General features: G+C 46.6%; 27 protein-coding genes and 2 riboswitches. Of the genes, 15 read left to right on the top strand and 12 right to left on the bottom strand.

Annotated features, from left to right (window positions below):
• Positions 1-589: 589 nt before the first annotated feature.
• Positions 590-916: a hypothetical protein gene (locus tag L9W92_RS09860; protein WP_240083589.1), complete on the bottom strand. Its 327-nt coding sequence runs from the start codon at positions 914-916 to the stop codon at positions 590-592.
• 275 nt (positions 917-1,191) lie between these two features.
• On the opposite strand from L9W92_RS09860, the gene L9W92_RS09855 reads away from it, so the two are divergent.
• Positions 1,192-1,770: a TetR/AcrR family transcriptional regulator gene (locus tag L9W92_RS09855; RefSeq protein ID WP_240083588.1), complete on the top strand. Its 579-nt coding sequence runs from the start codon at positions 1,192-1,194 to the stop codon at positions 1,768-1,770.
• 874 nt (positions 1,771-2,644) lie between these two features.
• Positions 2,645-3,493, top strand: a complete 849-nt coding sequence (gene modD, locus L9W92_RS09850) for a ModD protein (RefSeq protein ID WP_240083587.1) — start codon at positions 2,645-2,647, stop codon at positions 3,491-3,493.
• A gap of 68 nt (positions 3,494-3,561) precedes the next feature.
• Here the strand turns inward: modD and L9W92_RS09845 are convergent, their stop codons facing one another.
• From L9W92_RS09845 to L9W92_RS09825, 5 genes are all read right to left on the bottom strand, one after another.
• Positions 3,562-4,677, bottom strand: coding sequence for a mechanosensitive ion channel family protein (locus L9W92_RS09845; RefSeq protein ID WP_240083586.1), 1,116 nt, complete (start codon positions 4,675-4,677; stop codon positions 3,562-3,564).
• A 45-nt stretch (positions 4,678-4,722) separates the two neighbouring features.
• Entirely contained in the window at positions 4,723-5,616 is an 894-nt protein-coding gene (gene ablB, locus L9W92_RS09840) for a putative beta-lysine N-acetyltransferase (RefSeq protein ID WP_240083585.1), read from the bottom strand.
• Positions 5,606-6,889 carry a lysine 2,3-aminomutase gene (kamA, locus tag L9W92_RS09835; protein WP_240083584.1) on the bottom strand — a complete coding sequence of 428 codons (1,284 nt, stop codon included), beginning with the start codon at positions 6,887-6,889 and terminating at the stop codon, positions 5,606-5,608. The genes ablB and kamA overlap by 11 nt, the downstream gene beginning before the upstream one ends.
• 127 nt (positions 6,890-7,016) lie before the next feature.
• A riboswitch (cyclic di-AMP (ydaO/yuaA leader) is annotated at positions 7,017-7,152 on the bottom strand.
• Positions 7,153-7,301: 149 nt separating this feature from the next.
• Positions 7,302-9,521, bottom strand: a complete 2,220-nt coding sequence (locus L9W92_RS09830) for an ATP-binding protein (RefSeq protein WP_240083583.1) — start codon at positions 9,519-9,521, stop codon at positions 7,302-7,304.
• A 33-nt stretch (positions 9,522-9,554) separates the two neighbouring features.
• Positions 9,555-9,866 carry a hypothetical protein gene (locus tag L9W92_RS09825; RefSeq protein WP_240083582.1) on the bottom strand — a complete coding sequence of 104 codons (312 nt, stop codon included), beginning with the start codon at positions 9,864-9,866 and terminating at the stop codon, positions 9,555-9,557.
• Positions 9,867-10,054: 188 nt separating this feature from the next.
• On the opposite strand from L9W92_RS09825, the gene L9W92_RS09820 reads away from it, so the two are divergent.
• A complete protein-coding gene (locus tag L9W92_RS09820) occupies positions 10,055-10,423 on the top strand; it encodes a response regulator (protein ID WP_240083581.1) in 369 nt (122 codons plus the stop codon).
• A gap of 58 nt (positions 10,424-10,481) precedes the next feature.
• A complete protein-coding gene (locus L9W92_RS09815) occupies positions 10,482-10,682 on the top strand; it encodes a hypothetical protein (protein WP_240083580.1) in 201 nt (66 codons plus the stop codon).
• Between the two features lie 137 nt (positions 10,683-10,819).
• On the opposite strand, the gene L9W92_RS09810 is transcribed toward L9W92_RS09815, so the two are convergent.
• The gene (locus tag L9W92_RS09810) at positions 10,820-11,194 is read right to left on the bottom strand and encodes a response regulator (protein WP_240083579.1); all 375 of its coding nucleotides are present in this window, start codon (positions 11,192-11,194) and stop codon (positions 10,820-10,822) included.
• Positions 11,195-11,342: 148 nt separating this feature from the next.
• A riboswitch (cyclic di-GMP riboswitch) is annotated at positions 11,343-11,425 on the bottom strand.
• Positions 11,426-11,658: 233 nt separating this feature from the next.
• Between L9W92_RS09810 and L9W92_RS09805 the strand changes: the two genes are divergently transcribed.
• Positions 11,659-11,886 carry a hypothetical protein gene (locus L9W92_RS09805; RefSeq protein WP_240083578.1) on the top strand — a complete coding sequence of 76 codons (228 nt, stop codon included), beginning with the start codon at positions 11,659-11,661 and terminating at the stop codon, positions 11,884-11,886.
• A gap of 115 nt (positions 11,887-12,001) precedes the next feature.
• Here the strand turns inward: L9W92_RS09805 and L9W92_RS09800 are convergent, their stop codons facing one another.
• The 3 genes from L9W92_RS09800 to L9W92_RS09790 are packed head-to-tail and all read right to left on the bottom strand — an operon-like array spanning position 12,002 to position 13,923.
• On the bottom strand, positions 12,002-12,400 hold the full coding sequence (locus tag L9W92_RS09800; protein WP_240083577.1) for a DUF350 domain-containing protein: 399 nt from the start codon (positions 12,398-12,400) through the stop codon (positions 12,002-12,004).
• 36 nt (positions 12,401-12,436) lie between these two features.
• Positions 12,437-13,669 (bottom strand): glutathionylspermidine synthase family protein, encoded by a 1,233-nt coding sequence (locus L9W92_RS09795; RefSeq protein ID WP_240083576.1) that lies wholly within the window; start codon positions 13,667-13,669, stop codon positions 12,437-12,439.
• Positions 13,666-13,923, bottom strand: coding sequence for a hypothetical protein (locus tag L9W92_RS09790; RefSeq protein WP_240083575.1), 258 nt, complete (start codon positions 13,921-13,923; stop codon positions 13,666-13,668). The genes L9W92_RS09795 and L9W92_RS09790 overlap by 4 nt, the downstream gene beginning before the upstream one ends.
• Before the next feature lie 341 nt (positions 13,924-14,264).
• Here L9W92_RS09790 and scfA point away from each other — a divergent pair, with 341 nt between their 5' ends.
• The 6 genes from scfA to rlmH all read left to right on the top strand — a co-directional run bounded on the left by scfA (position 14,265) and on the right by rlmH (position 19,751).
• On the top strand, positions 14,265-14,417 hold the full coding sequence (scfA, locus tag L9W92_RS09785) for a six-cysteine ranthipeptide SCIFF (protein ID WP_240083574.1): 153 nt from the start codon (positions 14,265-14,267) through the stop codon (positions 14,415-14,417).
• Between the two features lie 339 nt (positions 14,418-14,756).
• On the top strand, positions 14,757-16,154 hold the full coding sequence (locus tag L9W92_RS09780) for a peptidoglycan DD-metalloendopeptidase family protein (RefSeq protein ID WP_240083573.1): 1,398 nt from the start codon (positions 14,757-14,759) through the stop codon (positions 16,152-16,154).
• A gap of 126 nt (positions 16,155-16,280) precedes the next feature.
• Positions 16,281-16,871: a tetratricopeptide repeat protein gene (locus L9W92_RS09775; protein WP_240083572.1), complete on the top strand. Its 591-nt coding sequence runs from the start codon at positions 16,281-16,283 to the stop codon at positions 16,869-16,871.
• Positions 16,872-17,061: 190 nt separating this feature from the next.
• Complete coding sequence (locus L9W92_RS09770; RefSeq protein ID WP_240083571.1) at positions 17,062-17,913, top strand: peptidase MA family metallohydrolase; 852 nt, start codon at positions 17,062-17,064, stop codon at positions 17,911-17,913.
• 94 nt (positions 17,914-18,007) lie between these two features.
• A complete protein-coding gene (gene murA, locus L9W92_RS09765) occupies positions 18,008-19,264 on the top strand; it encodes a UDP-N-acetylglucosamine 1-carboxyvinyltransferase (RefSeq protein ID WP_240083570.1) in 1,257 nt (418 codons plus the stop codon).
• Between the two features lie 4 nt (positions 19,265-19,268).
• The gene (gene rlmH / locus L9W92_RS09760) at positions 19,269-19,751 is read left to right on the top strand and encodes a 23S rRNA (pseudouridine(1915)-N(3))-methyltransferase RlmH (RefSeq protein ID WP_240083569.1); all 483 of its coding nucleotides are present in this window, start codon (positions 19,269-19,271) and stop codon (positions 19,749-19,751) included.
• Between the two features lie 181 nt (positions 19,752-19,932).
• Here the strand turns inward: rlmH and L9W92_RS18870 are convergent, their stop codons facing one another.
• Entirely contained in the window at positions 19,933-20,055 is a 123-nt protein-coding gene (locus L9W92_RS18870) for a hypothetical protein (protein WP_282442332.1), read from the bottom strand.
• A gap of 69 nt (positions 20,056-20,124) precedes the next feature.
• On the opposite strand from L9W92_RS18870, the gene L9W92_RS18865 reads away from it, so the two are divergent.
• From L9W92_RS18865 to L9W92_RS09745, 3 genes are all read left to right on the top strand, one after another.
• Complete coding sequence (locus L9W92_RS18865) at positions 20,125-20,502, top strand: helix-turn-helix transcriptional regulator (protein WP_240083568.1); 378 nt, start codon at positions 20,125-20,127, stop codon at positions 20,500-20,502.
• A gap of 170 nt (positions 20,503-20,672) precedes the next feature.
• Positions 20,673-21,056, top strand: a complete 384-nt coding sequence (locus L9W92_RS09750; RefSeq protein WP_240083567.1) for a hypothetical protein — start codon at positions 20,673-20,675, stop codon at positions 21,054-21,056.
• 243 nt (positions 21,057-21,299) lie between these two features.
• Positions 21,300-22,151, top strand: coding sequence for a copper amine oxidase N-terminal domain-containing protein (locus L9W92_RS09745; protein ID WP_240083566.1), 852 nt, complete (start codon positions 21,300-21,302; stop codon positions 22,149-22,151).
• A gap of 256 nt (positions 22,152-22,407) precedes the next feature.
• On the opposite strand, the gene L9W92_RS09740 is transcribed toward L9W92_RS09745, so the two are convergent.
• A complete protein-coding gene (locus L9W92_RS09740; protein WP_240083565.1) occupies positions 22,408-22,659 on the bottom strand; it encodes a hypothetical protein in 252 nt (83 codons plus the stop codon).
• A gap of 616 nt (positions 22,660-23,275) precedes the next feature.
• On the opposite strand from L9W92_RS09740, the gene L9W92_RS09735 reads away from it, so the two are divergent.
• The gene (locus L9W92_RS09735; RefSeq protein WP_376741799.1) at positions 23,276-23,491 is read left to right on the top strand and encodes a transcriptional regulator; all 216 of its coding nucleotides are present in this window, start codon (positions 23,276-23,278) and stop codon (positions 23,489-23,491) included.
• Positions 23,492-23,586 lie beyond the last annotated feature (95 nt).

The raw sequence follows: 23,586 nt of genomic DNA, 5'->3' as shown, positions 1-23,586 counted from the left end.
CTTATTTTCCAAACGGCTGCTTAAGGCTATTTTTAATAGAGGCCGTTAGGCTTCTTTGCCATGCCCATTTTTAGGAATGTCGTGAAAAGGACAGTCTTTTTAGCCTGGCATGCCAGAATTTCCAGTTACTTTATTCCAGATTTAATGATTCCTCCCATCTAATGCCGAGAGCCTATCAAAAAGTTTCTTTGCTGATTAGCTAATGTAGATGCAATATTGTCAAAGCAGGTGAAGCAATACGACGTTATCAAGGCGAATATTGACAGTATTTTGCGTCAGTCCCCATAGCAGACAAAAGAGCGGGAAACAGAACGCGAATAAAGCCTAGTTTTAGCAGAAAAATACCCCAAAATATGTAAGATAAAAGCATTGGATAAAGACAGGAGCTTTCACAATGTGAAAAGCAAGTACAGCAAGTACACTGTCAGGAGTTATGAGTTATTGACCAGATAAAGATAAAAACTAAAAATATATGAGAACGTAATTAATTTTGTGTAGATGGTTAAACTTACCATATAAGGAGATGACCATTTATGCAAGACATAGTTTTTAGTTGCTCAATAGATTTTTTACCACTTGTCTTTGCGTGTTAACTATTCTTTACGGGTATATTCACCAAACTCATATGCGTCATTAACCAGCTCCAAAGCCTTTTGTGCTTCTGCAACGTGGCTTCTTTTTCAGATAGTGATGCCTGAAGCGCCTCGGCCTTTTCGTTGTCCTCCGCGTCAAAAGATATGAGAAAGTTATCAACGTAAGAGAATAGGTCGCACTTAGCACATTTAATCAGGCCGCTCAAGGCATGTTTTTGTTTCCGGCCTATAACAGGTATAATATTTCGCTGATGAATGAGCGTTAAAATCCGGCAATCGCATTGTGGGATAACCTTATATTCTTTCGCGTTGAGTCGTTTCAATCCACTGATTTTAGAGATTCCAGCATATCAATACTTTTGATTCTCGGTTTCATGCATTGATTGACGATCCATGTAAAAAACATAGTCAGAATTGCTGCCCCGAGATAACTTTGCCATTTGATCTTGATTTATATCTTAATTCCGAAGTGAGCGTACATCTATAGACAATCAGGGCCTACTTGTCAAGCTTCCAGACAAATAGGCCCTGATTGTCTAGCTGGTTTTGATGTTTGTTTTTCCTTATTAAATGTGAATATTTTAAAGGGGGTAATGCTATGCCAAACTCCATGAGCAGCGATGTGACAAAACGGCTGATGGTTCAGTCGCTCAAAAAGTTCATGGCGAAAAAGCCGCTGGCAAAAATATCTGTTAGAGAGATCACGGAGGACAGCGGCTTTAACCGGCAAACCTTTTATTATCATTTTGAAGATATATATGATATGGTCAAGTGGATGTACCAAGAGGAAGCCGTAAAGCTTGTTGTAGAGCATGAAGGCGTCCTCTTATGGCAGGATGGAATACTTCAGCTTTTTCGCTATATTGAGGAAAACAAAGCAGTTTGCCTTTGCACGCTCAATTCTTTGGGTCACCAACATCTGAAAAGATTTTTTTATGACGATATTCACGCGGCTATCGAAAGAACATTCCTTTCGATTACGGAGGGGGTACCCAATGTCCCCAAAGACTATGCTGAGTTTTTGATTCACTACTATTCTATAGCTTTGGCTGCCCTGATGGAGAGTTGGCTTCTTGGAGAAATAAAACAGACGCCGGAGAAACTCATAGAGTTTATAGACATCGCTATTAACGACCAGATACGCGGGGGACTCCAGCGTAATGAAAAAAGCACATAATTTTGCTCCTGCCGATAACGGCTATAGCTTTAGTCTACCCCAAAAATAAAAAGGATACCATGAAAGTATCCTTTATTGAAGTTGATTTTTATATTGATTGTGTCAAATTCTGTTTTTATATAACTGGATTTTATGATAATTTTATAGTGCAGAAAACCTTTGTTTTATAATGATATTTTTTAGGAGTCAAGAGCGCTAAAGAATACTTTTCCTATATTTCAGCATATTAAATGCACATTCATCTAAGAGTATAGTATCGTTCAAATAATCCTGACCTTTTTTGCATAAATGTATAACCGACAAAACTAGATTGGCCAAATGTAAATACATATTCTGCAAAATAAAGTTTGGATCAATATTACTTTTAAGCTTGTCAGTTGGAAAATGACTGTAGTCATCACCTTGTTTTATTGCTACGGCGAAATATGTATTATATAATATATAAAGCCATGAAACAAGGAGTGGTATATAGAATTTATCTAAAATTTTCTTTCAAAATGAAATTTTCTGTTGATGCATTCATTAAAATCTTTACATCTTGTTTCCATCATATTTATCACCAAATAACTTAATATAAAAATTTATTTTATGTTTTTTTGTACATATCAATTTTGCAAAAATATCCAAATAGTTGTCAATATAAAATTTTTGTTCCTAAACAAAACGCATTGACAGTAATATCCTAAGAAAATACAATCAATACAAAAAGCATTAAAACTGAACAAAACGCATTATTTTTAGGAAAAGCATAAAAAAACGATTTATAGGCTCAGGAGGTCGCGGATATCTTAAAATTATCCAAAAGAGATTATCGAGACCATACCTGACAAGGAATTTGTTGTACGGCAGACCAATCAGTAAAGGATGATGGGAAATGATGTATATACCTGACGAGGTCATTGACAGACTGCTGGCGGAAGATGTGCCCTACATCGACTTGACCACCTGGGTGCTGGGAATCGGCGAACGCACGGGCGAAATCGTTTACTTCACGCGGGAGAGCGCGGTGCTCTGCGGAACCGAGGAGGCGCTGCGCATCATGGAGCGTCTGCATATCGAGGTAGACCTGTCGTTGCCTTCCGGCAGCGAGATCAAGGCCGACGAAGTTTTTTTGCGGGCCCGTGGCCGGGCGGCAGACCTGCATATGGCCTGGAAGGTCTGCCAGAATATTTTTGACCATTGCTCCGCTATCGCCACCAAAACCAGACAAATGACCAAGCTGGCCCGAGCGGTCAATCCCCGCATCACCATCGTTACGACAAGGAAAGGCTTCCCGGGCACAAAGGCTTTGTCCATCAAAGCGGTAATGGTCGGCGGCGCCTTCCCCCACCGTTTGGGGTTGTCTGAAACTGTTCTGGTGTTCCAGCAGCATATGCATTTTATGGGGGGCCTGGACGGCTTTATCGCGTCGGTACCTGATATCAAGCAGCATGTCTGTGAAAAGAAGCTGATCGTCGAAGCCCGGTCTGTGGAGGAAAGCATCAAGCTTTGCCGGGCGGGCGTGGACGGCTTGCAGTTCGACAAGCTGTCTGCTGACGTGTTGGGCGCTGCCGTACCGCAGCTAAAGGCCATCAATCCCCATCTGGTCCTATTGGCGGCGGGTGGGATCACAGAAAAAAACGTGGCGGAATATGCCCAAACAGGTGTTGATGCGCTGGTCACAACAAGCCTTTACAATGCCAAGCCCATTGATATCGGCGTCAAGATCACTGCTTTGGCATAGGTCGCCTCATTGCCTGGTGGAAATATGGGTAAGCTGGTTGTGCGATCACTCTTGAATAACTCATATCATCAGGTTTCTTCATGTATGTAAAGCACCCTTCTTGGATAGGGTATCTCGATGCCTGCTTGCTCCAAGGCGTATTTAAACCGCCTGCGCAGTTCCCTCTCCACAGTCCATTGCTCTCCGGGGATGGATGGGGCGACGGCGCGAATGTTGACTGAGCTGTCGGTCAAATCTGTTACTCCCTGCACCTGGGGTAAATCAACGATAGCTTCAATCTCCCGGCGGGCTTTGACACATTCATTTTGTAAGATTTCCATTGCCCGATCTATGTCTTCTTCGTAAGCAATCCCTACCGTCACCAATGCCAGGATTGGTCCCTTGTTGTAATTGGTTACCTTGGTTATTTCCCCGTTTGGGATAATATGCAGCTGGCCTGTCCACCGCCGTATCTTGCAGGTGCGCAGGCCGATTTCCTCGACCGTGCCGACTACGCCGGCGGTTTCCACAAAATCCCCCACGCCGAACTGATCTTCTAATAAAATGAAAAATCCGCTGATGATGTCCTTGACCAGGTTCTGGGCGCCGAAGCCCACGGCCAGCCCCAGAATGCCCGCGCTGGCCAGAATGGCGCTGGTGTTGATATTGAAAATTTGCAGGATGGTTAAGCCGGCCAGGAAAAAAATGAGGTAGGTCAACACGCTTTGCAGCAATATTTCCAGGGTTTGCGCACGGCGGTTTTCCATAATATTTTCCTTTAGCTCATGACGTTCGAAAAACTGTTGAATGGCCAGTTTCCCGAAATTTATGACAATCCTTGCTCCCACCAGCACACTGATGATTTTCAAAACATTAGCGCCTAAAGATTTTAAATCTCCAGGTGAAATCACCATGACGTTGAATATTTCCAATATGATGATTGCGGCGATAAAATAACCTCCGTACAGGAGCAGCGCTTTCAGAAAAGTTCGCGAAGAGCGGATAAAGTTGTCGGAGAAAATTTGTTTTTCCTTGCCGCCTTCTTTTAAGGTTCTGTCCAATAAATAAGAAAAAAGCTTTATGAACAGATAAGTGGCGAACAGGACCGCCACGGAGAGGAGCAAATTAGTGGAAAAGTAGGTGATTTTTTCAGGCGTAAGCCACCCATTAAAAAAGTTTGCGATTATCTCCCAATATTGTTGCATAACAAGTTTGCCTCGCTTTACTATCTTTTCCGGTATGGGAAGCAGTTAGCCGTCAATTATTTTTGCCCAGACGTTCATGTCTTCGAAACTTCCGCTTATATTGCAATTTTTAATCAGCACCCCGCAATATTCATAGCCGGCATTGGCGAACACCCTGTTCATGCCGGTGGAACTGCTGCGGGCGATAGTATAAAGACACCGGATGCCGTCACTCAATAATCGGGATTCCAATTGGTTTAAAAGACAGCCCGCCAGACCATGTCCTCTCCACCCGGGTGCGGTTGCAAAGTCTGTCACCTCAGCGTTTTTTTCTGCAGGATTCATCTCTGCCGCAGCCGCGGCCACCAGTTCCCGGCCGTGCCAGGCCGTTATATAGCAAACATTGTGGCGCATGGTGCGCTTCAAGTAGCCGGAATCAAAGATCGGAAAAGGATAGGTGGCGAAAACCCTGCTATATAAATTTGCCAGCGCCCCGCAGTGTCCGGTCTGTCCCCATCTCAGCGTAATTCCGGCCGGGAGCGGGCGCTGGCCGCCGCCGTCCTTGCGGGCGAGAACCAATTTTTTGATTTGGTCCAAGTTTTTGCTGTTTGACGGAATTTTCCTTTGCTCGCTCAGAAAACCGGAGAAGAGCAAGGCCGGCTTTTCCCCGGCGAAATAACCGGGGATAGCTGCTTCCAGTTTGACTCCCGCGCCTAAAAAAGAATGTGCCCATTTAAGTCCGGTTTTAAGCCACACTTTATCAAAACCCTGCGCGGCAGCCTTTTCTGAAAGGGTTTGCACCATTGCGGAAGCTCCTTCGTCCAGAGCCAGACTAAAGTTATAGACGGTAATTCTCCGGTTGTACGGTGAAATTAAAATATGGCATTTAAAATAGTGACCTTCTATTATCTCCCATTGATCCGGCTGCACCTGTTCATGCGCTTTTAGGCTATCTGCCATGAGGATCACCCTTAAGTCCGAAAAAGCGTGCCCTGCGAATGTTTCCTTCCGGTATCAGACTGATAGTCCGGTTGTTCGGGTCTACCAGCTTTTGCAGGCCGACCGGTTTATGCTTGACATTGCCGTCCTTGCACAGAGAACAAGCTTTGGAACAGGTTGAGCCGGAGTATGCCGGTTCTTCATAGACACAGATCACTCCTTCATAGTTGCGCAGGATTGTTTTCGTTCCTGTCATAGACAGCTGATAATTCGGCAAAACCGGAATCTTGCCCCCGCCTCCCGGCGCGTCGACCACGTAAGTAGGCACGGCGAAACCGGAAGTGTGCCCGATCAGCGCCTCCATGATTTCTATCCCCTTGGCTATGGGGGTGCGGAAGTGCTCAATGCCCCGGGATAGATCGCACTGGTAGAGATAGTACGGGCGCACACGGTTTTGCACGAGAAGATGCGACAGCTTTTTCATTACCTCTGAACAGTCGTTGATTCCTTTTAAAAGGACTGTCTGATTTCCCAGGGGAATACCGGCGTCAGCCAGTTTCGCCAGGGCCTGGGTGGATTCCGGCGTAAATTCGCGGGGATGGTTGAAATGAGTGTTTATCCAAATGGGGTGATATTTCTTGAGCATCTTCACAAGCTCGTTGGTGATCCGTTGCGGCAGCACCACCGGAGTGCGGGTGCCGATGCGAATTACCTGCACATGGGGGATTGCCCTGACTTTGGCGATGATTTTCTCTAGATGGGCGCAGGACAGAACAAAGGGATCTCCTCCCGACAGCAGGACATCGCGTATTTCAGGGCGGGATTTGATGTACTCAATGCCCCGGTCAATGTCAACCTCGCTGACCCGTCTGTTTTGATCACCAACTTTGCGCTTGCGGGTGCAGTGCCGGCAGTACATGGCACACTCATTAGTAATCAAAAGAAGCACCCGGTCCGGGTAGCGGTGGGTCAATCCCGGCACGGGAGAGTCGGCGTCTTCATATAGGGGGTCGTCCATGTCGCCGCATCCATTAACTAGCTCCTGCAGATTTGGCATGCACTGCAGGCGGATGGGACATCTGGGATCTTCTTTATTGATTAATGAAGCGTAATACGGAGTAATAGACATGGGAAATACTTCGCATGCCTCTTGGATATTCAGTTCTTCGTCATGGTTCAGGTCAAAACATTTTACGAGCTCCTTTACTGAGTGAATCCGTTGCTGCATTTGCCAGCGCCAGTCTGACCAGTCCGCGTTGTTTTGGGTTCTTATAGGCAAAATATTGGTCTTCAATGCCGCACCTCCTAGTTTTCTTCTTCAATAGTAACCGGTTCTGTTGGAAAAACGTATTTTAGGAAGAATAATTAGGAAGTTAATAAAAATAAAATTGGCCGGGAATGCCCAGCCAATAAAATGCTGTCCATTCTTCCCTGTACGCCTGCGAGGTTAGCTGACGGGTTTGGGCTAAGGGCAGCCCTACCGGCCATGGCCGGATTCACCCCTAAAAATTGGTTTCCCCGTTCTTCTCCTTGGAGAAGATTCGGCGTTAACAGAACGGTTTATAATATTTACAATTATTGCTATAATCAAATTATAGCTTATTATTATCATAGAGGTCAAGCAGCTTGCGGGGTTGATAATGCCTGAATTCTGCTGCAGGATGCCTGTCATGGCAACATATTCGGGCTATAACGCAATGGACGGCTTATATTTCATTAAGCGCTTTGCGTACTTGTCCGATCAAGCGCACATAGTCCAATGGTTTTGTTACAATCTGGAAGACATTCGCTTCTATAAAATGTTCATGGAAATGTTCATCTTCAGCAATGGCGAAAGTTTTCGCCTGAGGCCATGTCCGGCTGATTATCTCAATATTTTGGGGTTCGGAAATAATTTTATCCGCTATTAAGACTGCCGGACAGTAGCGCTCTTTCAACAGCAGCGCTTCACTCAAATCAGCGGCTGAAATAACGCTGAAGCCGGCGGTACGGAGCGCCTGTTCGGACGGATAGCGTAAAAGGTTGTCCGCCACGGTAACCAGCACATCAATATCGGTTGTTTTTCCATCTTGCCTGGCGTAAAACGGAAGCGTCACCTGGCAAATCGCCCCGCCGCCGGGAGCGTTTTCAATAGTTATATTGCCTCCGTGATTGTGCACAATCGCCTGAGCCACGGGCAGCCCCAGTCCCGTGCCGCGCTCTTTGGTGGTAAAAAACGGCTTGAATAAATTTCCTGAGACCTTGGCGGACAAGCCCGGCCCGTTATCCTTAATTGTTAATATTACATTGTTTCCGGATTTGGATAAGTTTAACAAAACACGACCCCGCCGCCCCGCCGCGTCTAAGGCGTTGCGGACTAAGTTCAGCACCGCCTGGGTAAACTGGCCGGGGTCCGCGTTGATCATGGGGATTTCTTCTGTTTTAATAAAAATATCTGCCTCGTAATTGTTTGCCTCACTCTTTAGCAAAGGCGTTATTTCCTGCAGGAAAGCCGCCAGGTCCAAGGGCTCGGTTGTCATCTCGGCGGGTCTCCCGAGAAGCAGAAACTCGTTTAAGAGGTTAGTAACCCGGTCAATTTCCCGCAGGATAAGGTCGGCGTATCCTTTTACCTGTTCCGGTTTTTCTTTTCTGCCGATTAATTGGAGCATTCCTTTAGCCGCGCCCAGGGGATTCCTCAGTTCGTGGGCCAGGGATCCCGCCAGGGCGGCTGTTACGGCCAGCCGTTCCGCTCTCCGCGCGGCCTCCTGCCAGTTGTGATGATCAGTTCTGTCATCGACTAAAACGAGCCACCCGGCAATCTGCTCATCATCAAGGAGGGGGCTGACCTGCCAGTTCACCCACCGCAATTCCTGTTTTTGGATTAAATTGTCCATGTGTCCGCTCACACGGCGGCTTGTCTTCTCTTGAATACAGGCGGACCAAGGCCCCGGCGCGGCGTCAGCCGGCTCCCCGATTAAGTTTGGCGCTTTTCCTTCCAGGAGAAGTTCCGCGGCGTGGTTGACATAGGTGATAATGCCGTCTTTGCTGACCAGCACGACGGCGCTTCCAACAGCGCCAAGAATCATTGGCAGCTGCTTGTGCAACAATTTGAAAAGGTGGTCTATCTCTAAAACCAAAGTGCATTCCTGGGCCATCAAATTTAGCAAGTCTTGCGTTTGTTTGCCGTCGGCCGGGGCGAAAACACCCAGCCGGACCCGGTTTTCGCCATTGCTTATTTCTGCTGTGTCCGCGTGGCCGGCATGACTGGCGATGTGGTTTTTGACCCTTTGTTCATCCCCTTTAATGAGCAGGCCGCCGGAAACTTCCGCGGTGCCGTATTCTATCCAACTGCCCTGGGCGTCCGACAGGATGATCAAGGCGCTCAGGATGAGGTCGAATACTTGCGCCAATATGTTCTCCTCGCCGTTGAAAAGCGACAGGACGATGTTTTTTACCTGGCGCAGGGCGGAAAGCTGCAGGGACAGTCTGCCGCCCTCAAATCCTTCATTTAACGCGTGCCGGAAACTCGTTAAAAGTTTTTGAGCCAGCACGGCCCGTTCCAGCAAGGTAGGATGCGCCGCCTTTTTGCAGCATGTTAATTCCCCGGCGACCACGTAGAGATTGCCGTGACAGGGATCTCCGCCGAGTGGCGCGACGACGAGTTTTGCACCATTTATATCTAATTCAACAATTTCATTTTGTGACTTAATTGAGATAATGATATCCGGCAAATTGATGTCGGCGATTGGAGTCCGGCAGGCCGGGCAGTATGGCGGGTGATGGAATGATCGGGAAAAATCATTTCCATATTGAATAATTAAGGTGAGGTTTAACTGCAGTCCCGCCGCCGTGCTTTCCAGAAAGCTGGTCCAGCGTTTTGATTCCCAATATTTTTTGACCCTGGCTAAACTGCCCATGCAATAATTGTCCTCCTCGTTTTTGTCCAAAATGCTTATTCCTGTCGAAACTCTTTCCGGCACTTAAGACTCACCAGCATATACCTTGAGCTGTTCTGTCAACTGGCTGGCGATCTGAATACCAACCAGGCGTCCAAGTGTGGCGACAATGGACATTAAAAAGAAGTGGGCAATCTCCTCGGTTTTTTCGGGACTCAGCTGCTCAAGCCGTACTAAAGAAATACCTTCTTCTGAAAATTCTATCAAGGCGGCTTCCTCATATTGCTGCCTGGTTTTCCACCGGGCATGTTCCAAAACCAGGAGCATCGCGTGAATGCCGATCGCCTGGGTGACAGACTGAAATATTTCCATGGTCATTTCTTTATATCTATGCATAATTTAATACCTCCAAGACGCCAAAACAACATTGTTTTCGACATGTTTTTCTTATATCCTGCCTTGAAGCTTAGATTAAAAAAAATAATAAATATAAACAGCGGCAACAGGTTCCGACAAATTTCTGAAAAGCTGTGTGGTAATATTAATAAAACAGGTATTATTTAATAAATCTTGGAGGGATTGGTATGGCATTGGTGATGATAATGGAAGATGAGCCCAATATTACTCTGGTTCTTGAGATTGCGTTAACTGAAGAAGGCAATGAAGTGATCTCAGTGCCCAACGGTTTGTTGGGACTCGAGCGTTTAAAACAAAAACCTGTGCCTGAAATAATCTTTGTCGATCTGAACATGCCTGTTTTAGGCGGACGGGCTGTGATAGAAAAAATAAATTCCGATCCCAATCTCAGGCAAATACCGGTTGTGATCATTTCAGGCTGTCTGCCGGAGCTGGATAATATGCCGCCGCGCGGGAGTTATAAAGCGTTAATCAGCAAGCCTTTCGATTTGGACGAGATTATCGATATGGTAAATGATTTACGCAATGTGTCTTGACTGTCAAACATTTGTTTGCTACAATACCCTTAGAACATATATTCGAGGGGGTATTTAAATGTCCGCGTATACATACAGCCAGCGCGCTGCTGAAAGCATGGTCGAAGGTAATAGTCTCTTTAGCGTGCGCTGTCGTAAAAAGTTGAAGTACCTTATTCGCAGACATTTCTTAAAGAATGAGTTCCTTTACGGCACTATTTTATGGTTTCTGATTATTTTTACCTTGACGCAAGCTTATCTGTGGCGTGTTGGGTATTAACGGAGAGGTGTAAAATTAACCGGAAGAGGATAAAAGCATTTATAAACTTGGGCGTGAAAAAGCCGTTATTGCCACGGCAACAGCCATTCGGCGGGCACACGGGTGTTCATGGCCGGTGCGGGACACCGTCGCCCGGATTAACCGCATAAAATTTTTTTAACCAGGTGACTTATGTCTTCTAGGGCAAAAGGTTTTGCGATATAGTATTGCTGAGGGGTTTTCTTTTTTTCCTTGAGCACTGTATCCAGTTCCGTATATGCCGTCATCAGCACTACCGGTACCCCCGGGGCCAACTTCCCGATTTCTTCGAGAGCTTCGATACCGTTCATGCCCGGCATTTTAATATCCAGCAGGATTAACGCCGGCCTTTTCGCGCGGACTTTCCGGAGCCCTTCTTCACCGCTGGAAGCGGTTTCCACCACGTAGCCCTCTTCACTGAACAGCTCGTTTAATAAAGCGCAAATTCCTTTATTGTCATCAACGATAAGGAGATTTGAGGCATTTTCTTTCATGAATCTACATCCCACCCATGCAATTTTGATGACGTGGAAATTTCCGCGTCTCGCAGTGAAGATTTTCCCCGAAGCCTGTCCGTATGAGCCGCGATTTAAAAAAAAACACCTTACCGTGAAATAAGGTAGTTGTTTGTCTTTAGATATTCACGATAGTCCAACCATCTTGCTGAAAGCCTTAGATCCGTAATTTGGCGCCCCGGTCTTTCGACTGATTTGCCATTTTCTTTTTTCCTGAGTGTATTATAAATTGTGAGGCAGCCATTGTAAATGGGACGATTGTCCTAAATAGGACTATTGTCCTATCGACAGGACTTTTGTCCTGCGAAACGAAGCAGACGAGGAATCCGGCCGGCGGTGTAGAATAATACTGTACAGCCGGGTTCGGTGATTATGTGCCGAAAACCCGGTTGCCGCATGGGCGTGATGGCGCTGGCAGATGTTATGTCGGGAAATCGGGTCATATGATTTTGATTATTGTAAAGAAGGGGTCAGGTTTGATGTTATTAAAGCTGGGATTTTTGTTCGTGTTGATTCTATTCCTGCTCATTTTTGGAATTGTAGCCATGGTTTTCTTATTTATTAGAAAACGGTTTCGTCGTTGGCATCATATGCGTTACGCCGTGCCTCACAGTCATTTTTCATGGGATGATTATGACCGGGACGGTGATGATTACGGCGGCAGGGATTAGGTTTATTGTGCCGCCGGCCGGCTATGCGGCAGACTGTGCCAGCAACAAAGGGTTTGCCTATGGCAGGGGGGCAATCAGTCTGCCGGAGTCGGTAAGGGGATGAACAACGAACCGGCTACGAAATGCTGGCTCCTATTACAAAGCTGAATGTAATGGAAAACACCAGTGACAGCAGGCCGACCGCCGTGTTGCCCGAACCAATTTCTTTGTTGACGTTCAAGCGTGGCGTCAGCCATTCAAAAAGCAGGTATACCAGAATTAATAGGACAAGGCCAATCGTCCCCCAGAGGATGGTTTCCCCGGCGGCGCTGTTTGACATTATGGCAAAGCGCATGATGTTTCCCACCCCAAAGATCTTGCCTCCCAGGGCCAGGGCGGCGGCTATGTTGCCCTTGCGGATTTCTTCCCAGTCATTGTATCTGGTGATTGCCACAAAAACCAGGATGGTTAGTAATATAATTAATGAAGCGACAAGCAGGCAAATCAGTGATGATTGGATCTGTTGCGAAAACATGTTTTGCTTTCACCTCCTTCCTTAGAACACATGGTCTCAGGTGCTTGTTACGGGAAGAAAATAAGCGAGATCGCCGGTTATGGCTTCTCCCACCCGCAGCAGCACCCCGCTGAATTCTCCCCCGATAAGAAAACTTCCCACCAGCAATCGCCCGGTGAATTCACCCGACCATGTGCTGATTGTGTGGATCGGAAGGGTGACTCTTTCCTGGTAAACCAGGTCGTTTATGTATTCTTGGTTTTCCACAAGAGCTTCTATTTCACCTTGTTCGTCATAGAGGCACACACCGCCGCCTTCGCGGCCAAAAGCCGGTTTGACCGCGTGCGGCCGGCCTTTGAAATAAATGTTGTCCAGGTAGACCGGCAAAAAGTAGCGGGTGATAATTTCTTGTTCGGCTTTATTAAAAAAGTGCGTATTTTTATATAGTTCCCAGATAATTGCCAGCATGACTTTTGACTGGGCCACAAATGCCGAGGGGGGATTCAAAAGATCAAGCTTGCTTTTGGCTGCCAGTTCGAGCAATTTTATCCCGTCAATCTCCCTGGCAAACCACTCAACCGGGTAAAGCCGGTAAAGCAGGTCGATCCGGTTTCCCCGGTCGTCCGCAACCCTGTCGGCGGTTACCCTTATGCTATCTAGCGGAACGTATTTAGCCGGCAGGCCGGAAAACGCCAACTCGGCTAAAACAGTGCCTTTGTCTTCCTGGTGCCAGCCCAGTGAAGTAAAAATAATATTTTCATATTTCTTTGAGATGAATTGGTGAAAAGCTTTTTTTACATTGCCGGCAAACATTTCATTCGGGTTTTTCACGTGGCGTAATTTGGTGATTAAGGCATTCAGTTCACTTGCCTCGACAACTCCGGTGGGGGTGTCGGAGTTGAATTCCAGTAATTTTATTTCCGCGTTTTCGCCGGCTCCGTTGACTGCGAAATCAAACCGGCCGATTACCGTGACGGGCATATGCGGATCATATGCCAAGCGGCAGAACTCTATCGCTGTTTCAGGAATGCCCAATAAACGGAGAATCTGAGCGCTGTTCAAGGCGAAGTCGACAGCTTTTTGATAAATCTTGCCGCAGGCCTCTGTCGCCGTTTTTATCTCGGTTAACAGTTCCTTGCTTATTGCAAGCGGCTCTATAGTGGCGTATTGACAGTTGTGCATAACGCCCCAGTTAAAAAAATGCAATGCGGGGTGGTCCATGACCGCTTTCCATTTTTCATAATGCAATTGATCCGTTATAGAGAGCGGCTGGTTTGCCCGGCTGTTCAAGAAGAAACACTTCCTTTGGCTGACGAGCCCAGCCCCTTTGAAGAGGACGATGTTATCTTTGACTTGCCGCCGGAGTGTATTTTGCCGGTATGAATAAAATGGCCGTCGTCATCATAGTAGCCTTCGTCATCATAGTAGACATCTTCCTGCTGCTCCTCTTCCTCCGCCGGAGGATCGTTGGATGCCGTCTGGCTGCACCCGGTTAAAGCGATGATGCCGGCCACGAGAACACCTAAAAGTTTTTGACGGTTCATTGATACACCAACTCCTATCAAGAGTTTTATTCGATAAAATACCTGGGTAATCCTTTAATATCAATAAAAATGCGCAAAAAAAAATACCCGGCTGCCCGGGTACCATAGAAAAGGAGAGGAATGAGGGTTTTCAAGCAGTATTTTAAATTGATTAAATTACTAGAATATTATGAAACTTTATTTAATTATAACAGGGGATGGTAAACAAATCAATAGGAATATTACATATTATTCTGAAAAGTTTTACGATTAATTCCGATTTTTTGTTTGTTAAAATTTATTTCATTTTTATTGCGCCTTTTTTCCGAATCATTTATAATGTTTTAGCGGGGGTGGGAAATTTGAAGAAACACATTAAAACCTTGAACAGCACCCGGTTGCCGGCAACTATTAAGGATCGCGGCTGTGGCGAGTGCCAGACCTCCTGCCAGTCAGCCTGCAAGACTTCTTGCACAGTCGGCAATCAGGTCTGCGTAAAAGAGAATGAAAGATAAAAAGAACCTTGTCCCGCCGGGATGAGGTTCTTTTTCTAAATGAGTGCATAGGTTCATTATTAAGCCGTACAAACATGGTTGCATATTGGCGCGAAAGCGCTTGGAGCGCGCCATTTTTTAAAGGCGCGGGAAGCGGAAATGTCCGGTTGATTGTAAATAGCCCGGTCAATTAAGCCAACAAAGTGGAATATTCTCAAAATTCTCATTCTGCGGCTGTAATTGGGCCGTTTTCTATTTTATTAATTAGTTTACCAGGATTAATAGTATATGCTATAATCTTTGTGGTTTTTCCCAAATCAGGGCTGGTTGATTTCAGCATGCGGAAAGGAGTTGAAGCAGTTGCCGCAATTTCATGAAGGCTTGCGGCGCCTTCCGGGGCTAGGGGAGTCTCTGAACGGTTTGAAGCGGTGGCTTTCCAAGCAGTCAGTCGCCTGCCAGTTAGGGTTGGGCGTGGCGTTGTATTTTATCCTGGCGATAACGGCTTACGGTTTTTTGGGAGGGAACGCCTGCGCCGTGACTGTCGATGGGAAAGTGGTAGCTGTTGTCGCTCACGAGAATGACGCGAAAAAAGCCCTGGGCGAGTTGATTGAGTTAAAATCCGAACAGGCCGGCACGGCCTTGACGGTTGGAGAAAAAGTCTCATATAACGGAGTGCGGGTAAAGGAAGAGGAAATATTAGACTGCGAAGCTCTGAAAGATGTTTTGAGCAAGACCTTGTCATTTAATGCAAAAGGCGCTGTGATCGTGATTAACGGGGAGGATAAGCTGTGCCTGAAGCAAAAGGACGACGCGCAGAAACTGCTTGACTGGCTTAAATCTGTATATCCCGCTGAGCCGGGAGAACAAGTTGGCTTTAAGGAAAAAGTTGAGTTGACGGAAAAACCTGTTAAGGCGAGTGATCTGCTTGAGTTTGACGTTGCCAGAGATGTGGTTTTACTGGGGACAAGTGAGATTAAGCAGTATACGGTTAAAGAAGGGGACACTGCGTGGGATATTTCCGCGGCGTTCGATATTCGTCCTGAACAGCTGCAGGCGAGCAACCCGGGTGTGGATACTTGGCGTCTGAGTATTGGACAGGTGCTGAAACTCAGCATGGAGGTGCCGCTGATCACTGTCGTGGCGACCCGGCAGGAAACTGTCGAGGAAGAAATGCCGTACCAGGTTGAGGAAAAGAAGGACGACAGTTTATTGCCGGGAGAAAAGAAGATTATCCGCCCAGGGGTGCCCGGTCAAAGAATAGTAACCTATCTGGTTACCAAAGAAAATGGATTGGAAACAGGCAGGGAAATCTGTGAGCAGAATATAATACGCGAGCCAGCAAGTGAGGTAGTTGTTAAAGGATCTCAGATAATGCTCGCTTCCCGCGGCGCGGCGCGCGTCAGTTGGCCTTGCGGCGGCGGCATCGTTTCGCCGTTCGGCATGCGCGGCGGCAGGATGCATGAGGGGATCGATATTGGCGCGGACTACGGCGACCCGGTTGCCGCCGCTGCGGGCGGTACGGTGACAGCCGCCGGCTGGGACGGCGGCTACGGCAAAGCGGTGGAAATATCCCACGGCAGCGGCGTGGTAACCAAATACGCGCACCTTTCCACAATCAATGTTGCCGTCGGCCGGTCGGTTGACCGGGGGGAGCTTATCGGGAAGGTAGGATCGACGGGTTATTCCACCGGACCGCACTTGCATTTTGAAGTGATCATCGACGGGCAGCAGCGCAACCCGGTCAATTTTTTACCATGATCTAACTATTGGGGCCGCACGGGCATATTACCGGGCGGCTCTTTTTATTATTCATGAAAATACTTGTCAACATTTAATGTGATGTTATAATACAAGTTGATCTCTAAAAATTTGGGGTGAGAAAAATTGTACCTTAACAAAGCTATCAAGAAAAATAAATTTCAAAAAATTGTTTTTATCACGATCACTGTTTTAATTGCTGTTGGACTGGTGTTTCCGCTGGCGGGGCTTTTTCAAGAACAGCCGGCTGGCAACGGGCTGCCAGACACGGAGCAGACCGGACAGACAGCCCTGGATGATCTGCCCGCCCTTGAGGCCAGGGCTAAAGAAAACCCGCGTGATACAGCTGTTCTGATGGAATTGGGTGAGGCGTACATCCGTGCCGGCAAGCCGGACCAGGCTGTTAAGACCTATGAACAGGTGCTTGCCGTTGAGCCCAATAACATCACGGTCCGTTTAGAAATGGCATATATTTATTATTTTACCAGCCAATATGACCTGGCTATAGGCCAGCTGAACGAAATAATTAAGAATAACCCGGACAACGGGGAAGCCCACTTGATCTATGGTTATGTGCTTGGCCAAGGGAAAAAAGATTACGCGGCGGGCATCCAGGAGCTGGAGAAGTTTATCGCCCTGGCCAAGCAGGGAACAGATGTTGAGCACGCCAAGCAGGCAATTGAGGAATGGAAGGCGCTGGCAGCTCAAGAACAATGATATGGCGGTATACCCGGCGGGAATCCAATGCGGCTTAACGCGTATGTTCCCGTCTTTTTTATTTTGCCCTCCAGCTATTTCCGCTAGGAAGGGCCTCATTCGGACTTTATAATTAATTAATTAATCAAATGATTTATTGATGTCGAGTGCCGCAATTTAGGCGGCGGTTCGAGGGGTAGGGGAATATACTATGAATAAGCTGCTGGGGTTTTTCACAACCGCTGTTATTATAGTGACGGCACTGTTCTTGAAGCTCCCCGCCGGCGCGAAATTCTATGGCTATGGAGCAATCAGGGAACTGATGAAGACCCACGCGGTCATTGGGACATGGGGGATGGATAAAATTTCCTCGGAGCATTTTTATATCCGGTTTTTGCCGGATAAACGCGCTGAAGCGGAACTGGTACTCGCCGTGGCGGAGCAGTTTTATGGCCCGGTAAGGGCTGATTTTGGCTATTCCACGCGTGGCAAGATTCCAATTATTCTTTATTCCTCCAAGGAAGAATTAAATAAAAGTTTCGGCTGGGAAGCAAAAGAAAGCGCCATGGGTGTTTATTGGGCCGGCACAATCAGGGTGCTTTCCCCCGCAGTTTGGGCCGGCGGTGTTGAGCCGGAGCGGATTAAAGAAAAATTCATTTCTTCCGGGCCAATGGCGCACGAACTCACTCACTTAATGGTGGATTACCTGACCGGGGGCAATTACCCGCGCTGGTTTACCGAAGGTGTCGCGCAATACGAAGATTATAAGCTGACCGGGTTTGTCATCGGCGACCAGGCGGGTTTACCGGGACAACAGCATTACTCCATAGAGGAATTGGAAGCTGATTTTGACAGCCTGCCGGAACAAGCCCAGGCGTACAAGGATTCGTTTGCAGCGGTGGACTATATCGCGCAAAAATACGGAGAAGACGCTTTGCGCGAATTAATCGATGAACTGGGCCGGGGGCACAGCTTGAGCCAGGCTATGGAGAATGTTTTAAATGTAGACATGTGGCAATTTGGATATAATTGTCATAATTGGCAGGTTTCCTTTGCTAAATAAATAATTGAAATGTAACAGGGATTACATTTTTTTGGGCGAATATTTTTATTATTATTTATATAGGTTTTTCTACGTGTACTATTAGGAGGAACATATGGACAAGATTGTTATTACCGGGGGAAAGCCACTGCGGGGAAAGGTGAAAATTAGCGGCGCAAAAAACGCTTCCCTGGCTATTCTGTGCGCTACCATATTGTCCCGGGGAGAAATAGTACTGGAGAATATTCCCGATATCAGCGATGTGCGGGTAATGATAGATATAATCAAAAGCATGGGCGCCACAGTGTCCTGGGAAAGTGCCGAAGCGCTCAAGATTGTTACCTCTGAGCAGGTCAATTTTGAAGCTCCTTACCACCTGGTAAAGAAACTACGGGCGTCGAACCTCCTCCTCGGACCGGTGCTGGCCAGGTTTGGCCGCGCGCTGGTTGCCCTGCCGGGCGGCTGCAACATCGGGTTGAGACCGATGGACCTGCATTTCAAAGGCCTCGCCGGGCTGGGCGCGGAGCTTGTCATGGAACGCGGCTTCGTGCGCGGCAGTGTTGACGGAAAATTGAAGGGAACCAGGGTTTACCTTGATTTCCCCAGTGTGGGAGCGACGGAAAACATAATGATGGCGGCTTGTCTCGCCGAGGGACAGACGTTGATTGAGAACTCGGCCAAGGAGCCGGAAATCGTTGACCTGGCCAACTTCTTAAATACCATTGGAGCGAGAGTGCGGGGCGCGGGTACAGATGTGATAAAAGTCGACGGTGCGCCCAGCCTGGAAACCGATGGGCGATACTCGGTGATTCCCGACCGGATTGAAGCGGGGACCTTTATGGTGGCCGCGGCCGCAACGGGCGGAGACGTTACTCTGGAGAACCTGATTCCGACCCACCTGGAGCCTTTGAGCGCCAAACTGCGGGAAGCTAATGTCGATGTTTTCGAGAAGGAGGACACTCTCAGGGTGACGGCCGGAAAAAAACTCCGGCCCATTGACATCAAGACGATGCCATATCCCGGTTTTCCCACCGATATGCAGTCCCAGTTAATGGCAATGCTTTCTGTTGTGCCCGGCACCAGCATGATTGTGGAAAATATATTTGAAAACCGGTTCATGGTGGCAAATGAACTCAAGCGCATGGGCGCGAGGATAAAGATAGAGGGAAGAATGGCGGTGATCGAAGGTGTGCCGGCTTTGCACGGCGCACAGGTCAAAGCCACGGACCTACGCTCCGGCGCCGCGCTAATCGTGGCCGGGTTGCTGGCGAAAGGCGACACGGAAATATCAAACGCCGTTTATATTGACCGGGGTTACAACAACCTGGAGGTAAAGCTGAATTCCCTCGGGGCTAAAGTTTGGAGAAAATGAGCGCATGCAACATATCGCCATCCTTGCCGTTGGCCGTCTGAAAGAGAAATATCTGACCGTGGGTGTGGGGGAATACCTGAAAAGAGTGTCCCCTTACGCCAAAGTGGCATTATACGAGGTGGAAGACGAGGGCATACCGGACAATCCTTCCCCGGACGCGCGGCGAAAGGTCCGGGAAAAAGAAGGTGCGCGTTTGTTGAACCATTTGAGGCCGGGCACCTTTTTAGTGGCTCTGGACAAAAATGGGGAATCAAGATCTTCAGAAGAAATGGCGGCACTTTTGGATGAACTGGCGCTGGCGGGCAGGAACGACCTGACCTTCGTCATCGGCGGCTCGCTCGGATTATCACCGGAGATCGTACGGCGCGCCGATTTGCGCTTGTCATTTTCGCAGCTGACATTTCCTCACCAGTTGTTCAGGCTGATCTTGCTGGAGCAGCTTTACCGCTGGTTTAAAATCAGCCGGAGCGAACCGTACCACAAGTAACGCATAATTAAAATGTTAATAATCCTTTTAAGTTTTATTGGGAAGCGACGTAAGTATTAAAGGCCGCCCGGGTGATAGAGGCGGCCTTTACTGAACGCAGGCTGAGGTGGTTTCCATGGCCTGCATTTATTTATTACTTCGCAAGTGCCGCCTGAATTCAGGGGTATGATTTTCAGGATTTTTATTTTTTGCCGCTGTCTTTTTTCTTGGTGCTTTCAGCTATGTCTTTGGCAGCTTTGTTAATGTCGTAGGAATCGCGGTCTAGGGGCTTGTCCTTGTAAGGAGTAGTGATAAGTCTGATCATGTTTGAACACCTCCATAATGAATTATTTCCACGACAACTGTAGCATATACTATACAGAGGTGTGTCGCTGTGAACTTATCGCCTGATGTTGCCGAGATTGCTTTAGCTATCTACAGCAAAGGCAAAAAATTAAATCCAGGATTGACTGAAGAAACATTTTTTCGAGAGATATTGGCCTTTTGGCTGGAACAATATGAACGTCCGGAATGTCAACCTGCTAATATAAAGAGCAACGTTAAGCTTTGTAATCGGTTAAAACTGATATTTAAAGCCCGCGGCAAAACTATTACAGAGGTCGCGGCCATGATCGGAATCGACCGCCCCCACCTTAGCAATATCGCAAACGGCAAAGTAGAACCTTCCGTCACTGTCGCGTTACTGTTGGAGCAGGCAGTTGGCGCAAAGTTACAAGAATTGTTTTACCTCAAGCCCATTAATAAGGAATAAAATACCTTGTTGATGGGTTTTTTATTTTAGAATATTGGACAAACAAATACTCGTATAATTTACAAAACAAATTTCGTAGGCAACAACAAACAGGAGGTGAACCCTGGAATTAACGATTTTGAGATTTAGGCTGACAATTTAAATGATTTAATAAAGGAGCTGAGCAACAAGTGAGAATTATAGCATGGCATGTTAGGGGTAAAGGTGCAAAATTTAAGTTGGAGCATACCTGGTGGATATCAGCTATTGTGAATTACTTCGGAAAGAAATATCCTCCGGGTGGATTTCCGGTGCTGGCCGCAGCGGTGACCGGGGATAAAATGAGCCAGGACGCTGTGGCAGGCGCAACTTTCGGTCCTGGCGGACCCGGGTTTGTGTTGCTTCAAATTTTACTCCTGACAGTGGTTGGTTATATGATTGACCGGATTGCTTCAGCGACCGGCCATAAACAGCTTGGCAGCATGGCGAAAACGGTGACTCTGCTTTCATCTATCGGGCTGATGATTGGGACCATGGGAAAGGTGCTGCGGAAGATTTGGGAGTTAACCGGTTAATACGCCGTTGGTGCGCAGGCAATGTTTGCCCGTTTTTTAAGACGGGTTTTATTTCTCTCTGCCCTGCTCTAAGGAGAGGGCTTTTTTGTACACAAAATGTTCAAATAATTTTCATGGAATTCACAGACAGCACTCAGCTTGGTTTAAGTAAATGGTATTAATATAAAAATCAACAAATACAAAAAAAACCGGCCGGCCGCCGGATTATATATAGCTTTTAAATTTAACATAAGGAGTGATACCATGCGTAAATGTTTTCTGCTTGTCCTCGTTTTGTTTGCTACGTTTTCCTTTGCTGGTTTAGCCCAAGCTGCGCCTCGTGTAGTTCTTGACGGGCAGGCTCTTAACTTTGATGTTCCGCCGACTGTTGAAAACGACAGAACAATGGTTCCTCTCCGGGCGATATTTGAAGCTTTGGACGCGGAAGTCAATTGGGACGATGCTACACAGACGGTGACGGCAAGGAGGGATAATACTGAATTAAAGCTGGCTATAGGCGGCAAGGCGTTTAAAAACGGCACACCTGTCAACCTGGATGTGCCGGCAAAAATTATCAACGGTAGAACTATGGTTCCGCTGCGCTTTGTTTCAGAAACGATCGGTTGCCAGGTTTCCTGGGATGATGCCACCCAGACTGTGAGCATCACAAACGCAGGCGGAAAAAATAACTTCAAGGTCAATGCTAATGAGTCAAAATCTTTTATTCATAGATTTCAGCAACGTGACAATAATGTCAGCAATGATGCCAGCATAAAAGATATTGAAGATACGCTCAATGATTATTTTGAAGATGGCGGAAATGATTATTTCGCTGACGACGGTATAGATGTGGCAATAAGCTTGGCTGGTGACGAGGATGATTTGGCATATGCAATTAAGCTTGATTTCAGCGATGCAGACGTTCACGATGATTTAACAGAAGTCAGCGCGAATAAAATAAAAACATTTTTAGACGCTGTAAGATCAAAAATTTATACTGAGATTGATGGAACCGGTTACGAAGACGCAGATATTACTGGAAAGCTCGTTGATAATGATCAGGCGAGTTATTATGTCAGGTATAATGGCAGTTCGTATACCTTCAGCTGGGATTGAGTTTTGCCATAATGTCTCCGGAACATGCTCCGAGGAAGTATTCTTTATGTCGGCAGACACCCAAATCCAGTCAAGGTTTGGGATTGGGCTAACACTAAAGTAGTAGATAATTTAACCAAGAGGATTATTGTTTAATCACATAATCAATAATACAATTGTAATAATACAATTAGAAGAACCTTTTTGCGCTTTAGCCACTCCTGAGAGTGGCTTTTTTCTCTCCTGCATTACTGAAGCCGTAAAGCAAGGTTGCCAGTCAATTGTCGACAGCTGCAATATCTACTTGTTCGTCAATTTTTTGGCTATAGATTTTTCCTGACCAGCCGGCCACCAACTGGCAATCCTGGACGCTACATTCGGGATAGCCCGTACAAAATGTACTTACCAGCCTGTTTTGGGTTATGAGACTGCCAAGATTTTTAATTTTAAGAAACCGGAGTTCTTGGCTAACTTTTTTCCCAAGTATTTTGCAGTCAACATCTCTTCTGAGCGTAATCTTTTCGTCCAAAAAATCACCCTTTCAAATAAGGCATATTTCGACAACTCAAGAAATGCTTTATTCAACAGAAGTGAATGGGAATCCTGCCAGGATGGAAGCTATTTCAGATGACAGCCTGAGCTGCGCCGAAGCAAATGAAGACATAGGTCCAGCCCAGGATTTTCTGAAAGGCGATGCAAACCTAGTCTTTCTGCCTAATATATTCAAGTTGATTTTCAATGTAGCCTAACCGGTGCTTAATTATCAAAACCGAACACGTTGGATAGCTTTGATTACCGGTCGACTTCCTTATTTCGTGGTCGTACCAAGCACAATCAGGTGTACAGTCCTTACCTAAAAGCGGGCATAATTTGTTGTCCGGCATATATGTTTCCCTCCCTTCCTCGAATTGGTAATATAGACAATTACCATACTTCGACATAAAGGGAGGAAATCCTGTATATGTTTTCCAAAAGAGGCGGGCAATTGCTGCAGAATAATTAATGGCTCAGGATCAGAGCGCTTCCGGGATAAAAGGAATTTGTAGAGAAGCATGGGTGGCTTTTGGGAAATCTCATTAACATTAAAATAAAGGAGTAAACTTTTATGCAACGAAATAAATATTTAATGTGGAAAGGGGGGAACGATAATTTTTGGTTTTGGAATAAACAATAAGACGGTAAAAGAACTTCGGAAAAACCAGGGCTTGACAGTCAAAGAACTGGCGCAAATTTTAAAATTGGATACGGTGGATATTTTGAAAATTGATGATAAAAGGGTTAGAGATTTGTCAGAGCCCCTAAAAACAAAAATTATTCCCATATTAAGGGGGGATTATCTTGAGAAAATACCCTGGTTATAAAGTTTTGGCTAATCCTGGCTATTGCGAACGCGGCGGATACTAAAGAATAGCTTTCCGCCGTTTTTTTATTTGGAAAAATATTTAACTGTTGAATC

Source organism: Pelotomaculum terephthalicicum JT (genome assembly GCF_022410535.1).
Lineage (GTDB): Bacteria > Bacillota > Desulfotomaculia > Desulfotomaculales > Pelotomaculaceae > Pelotomaculum_D > Pelotomaculum_D terephthalicicum.
The sequence above is the reverse complement of the archived record's forward strand: the minus strand, read 5'-3'. Positions and strand labels throughout refer to the sequence as shown.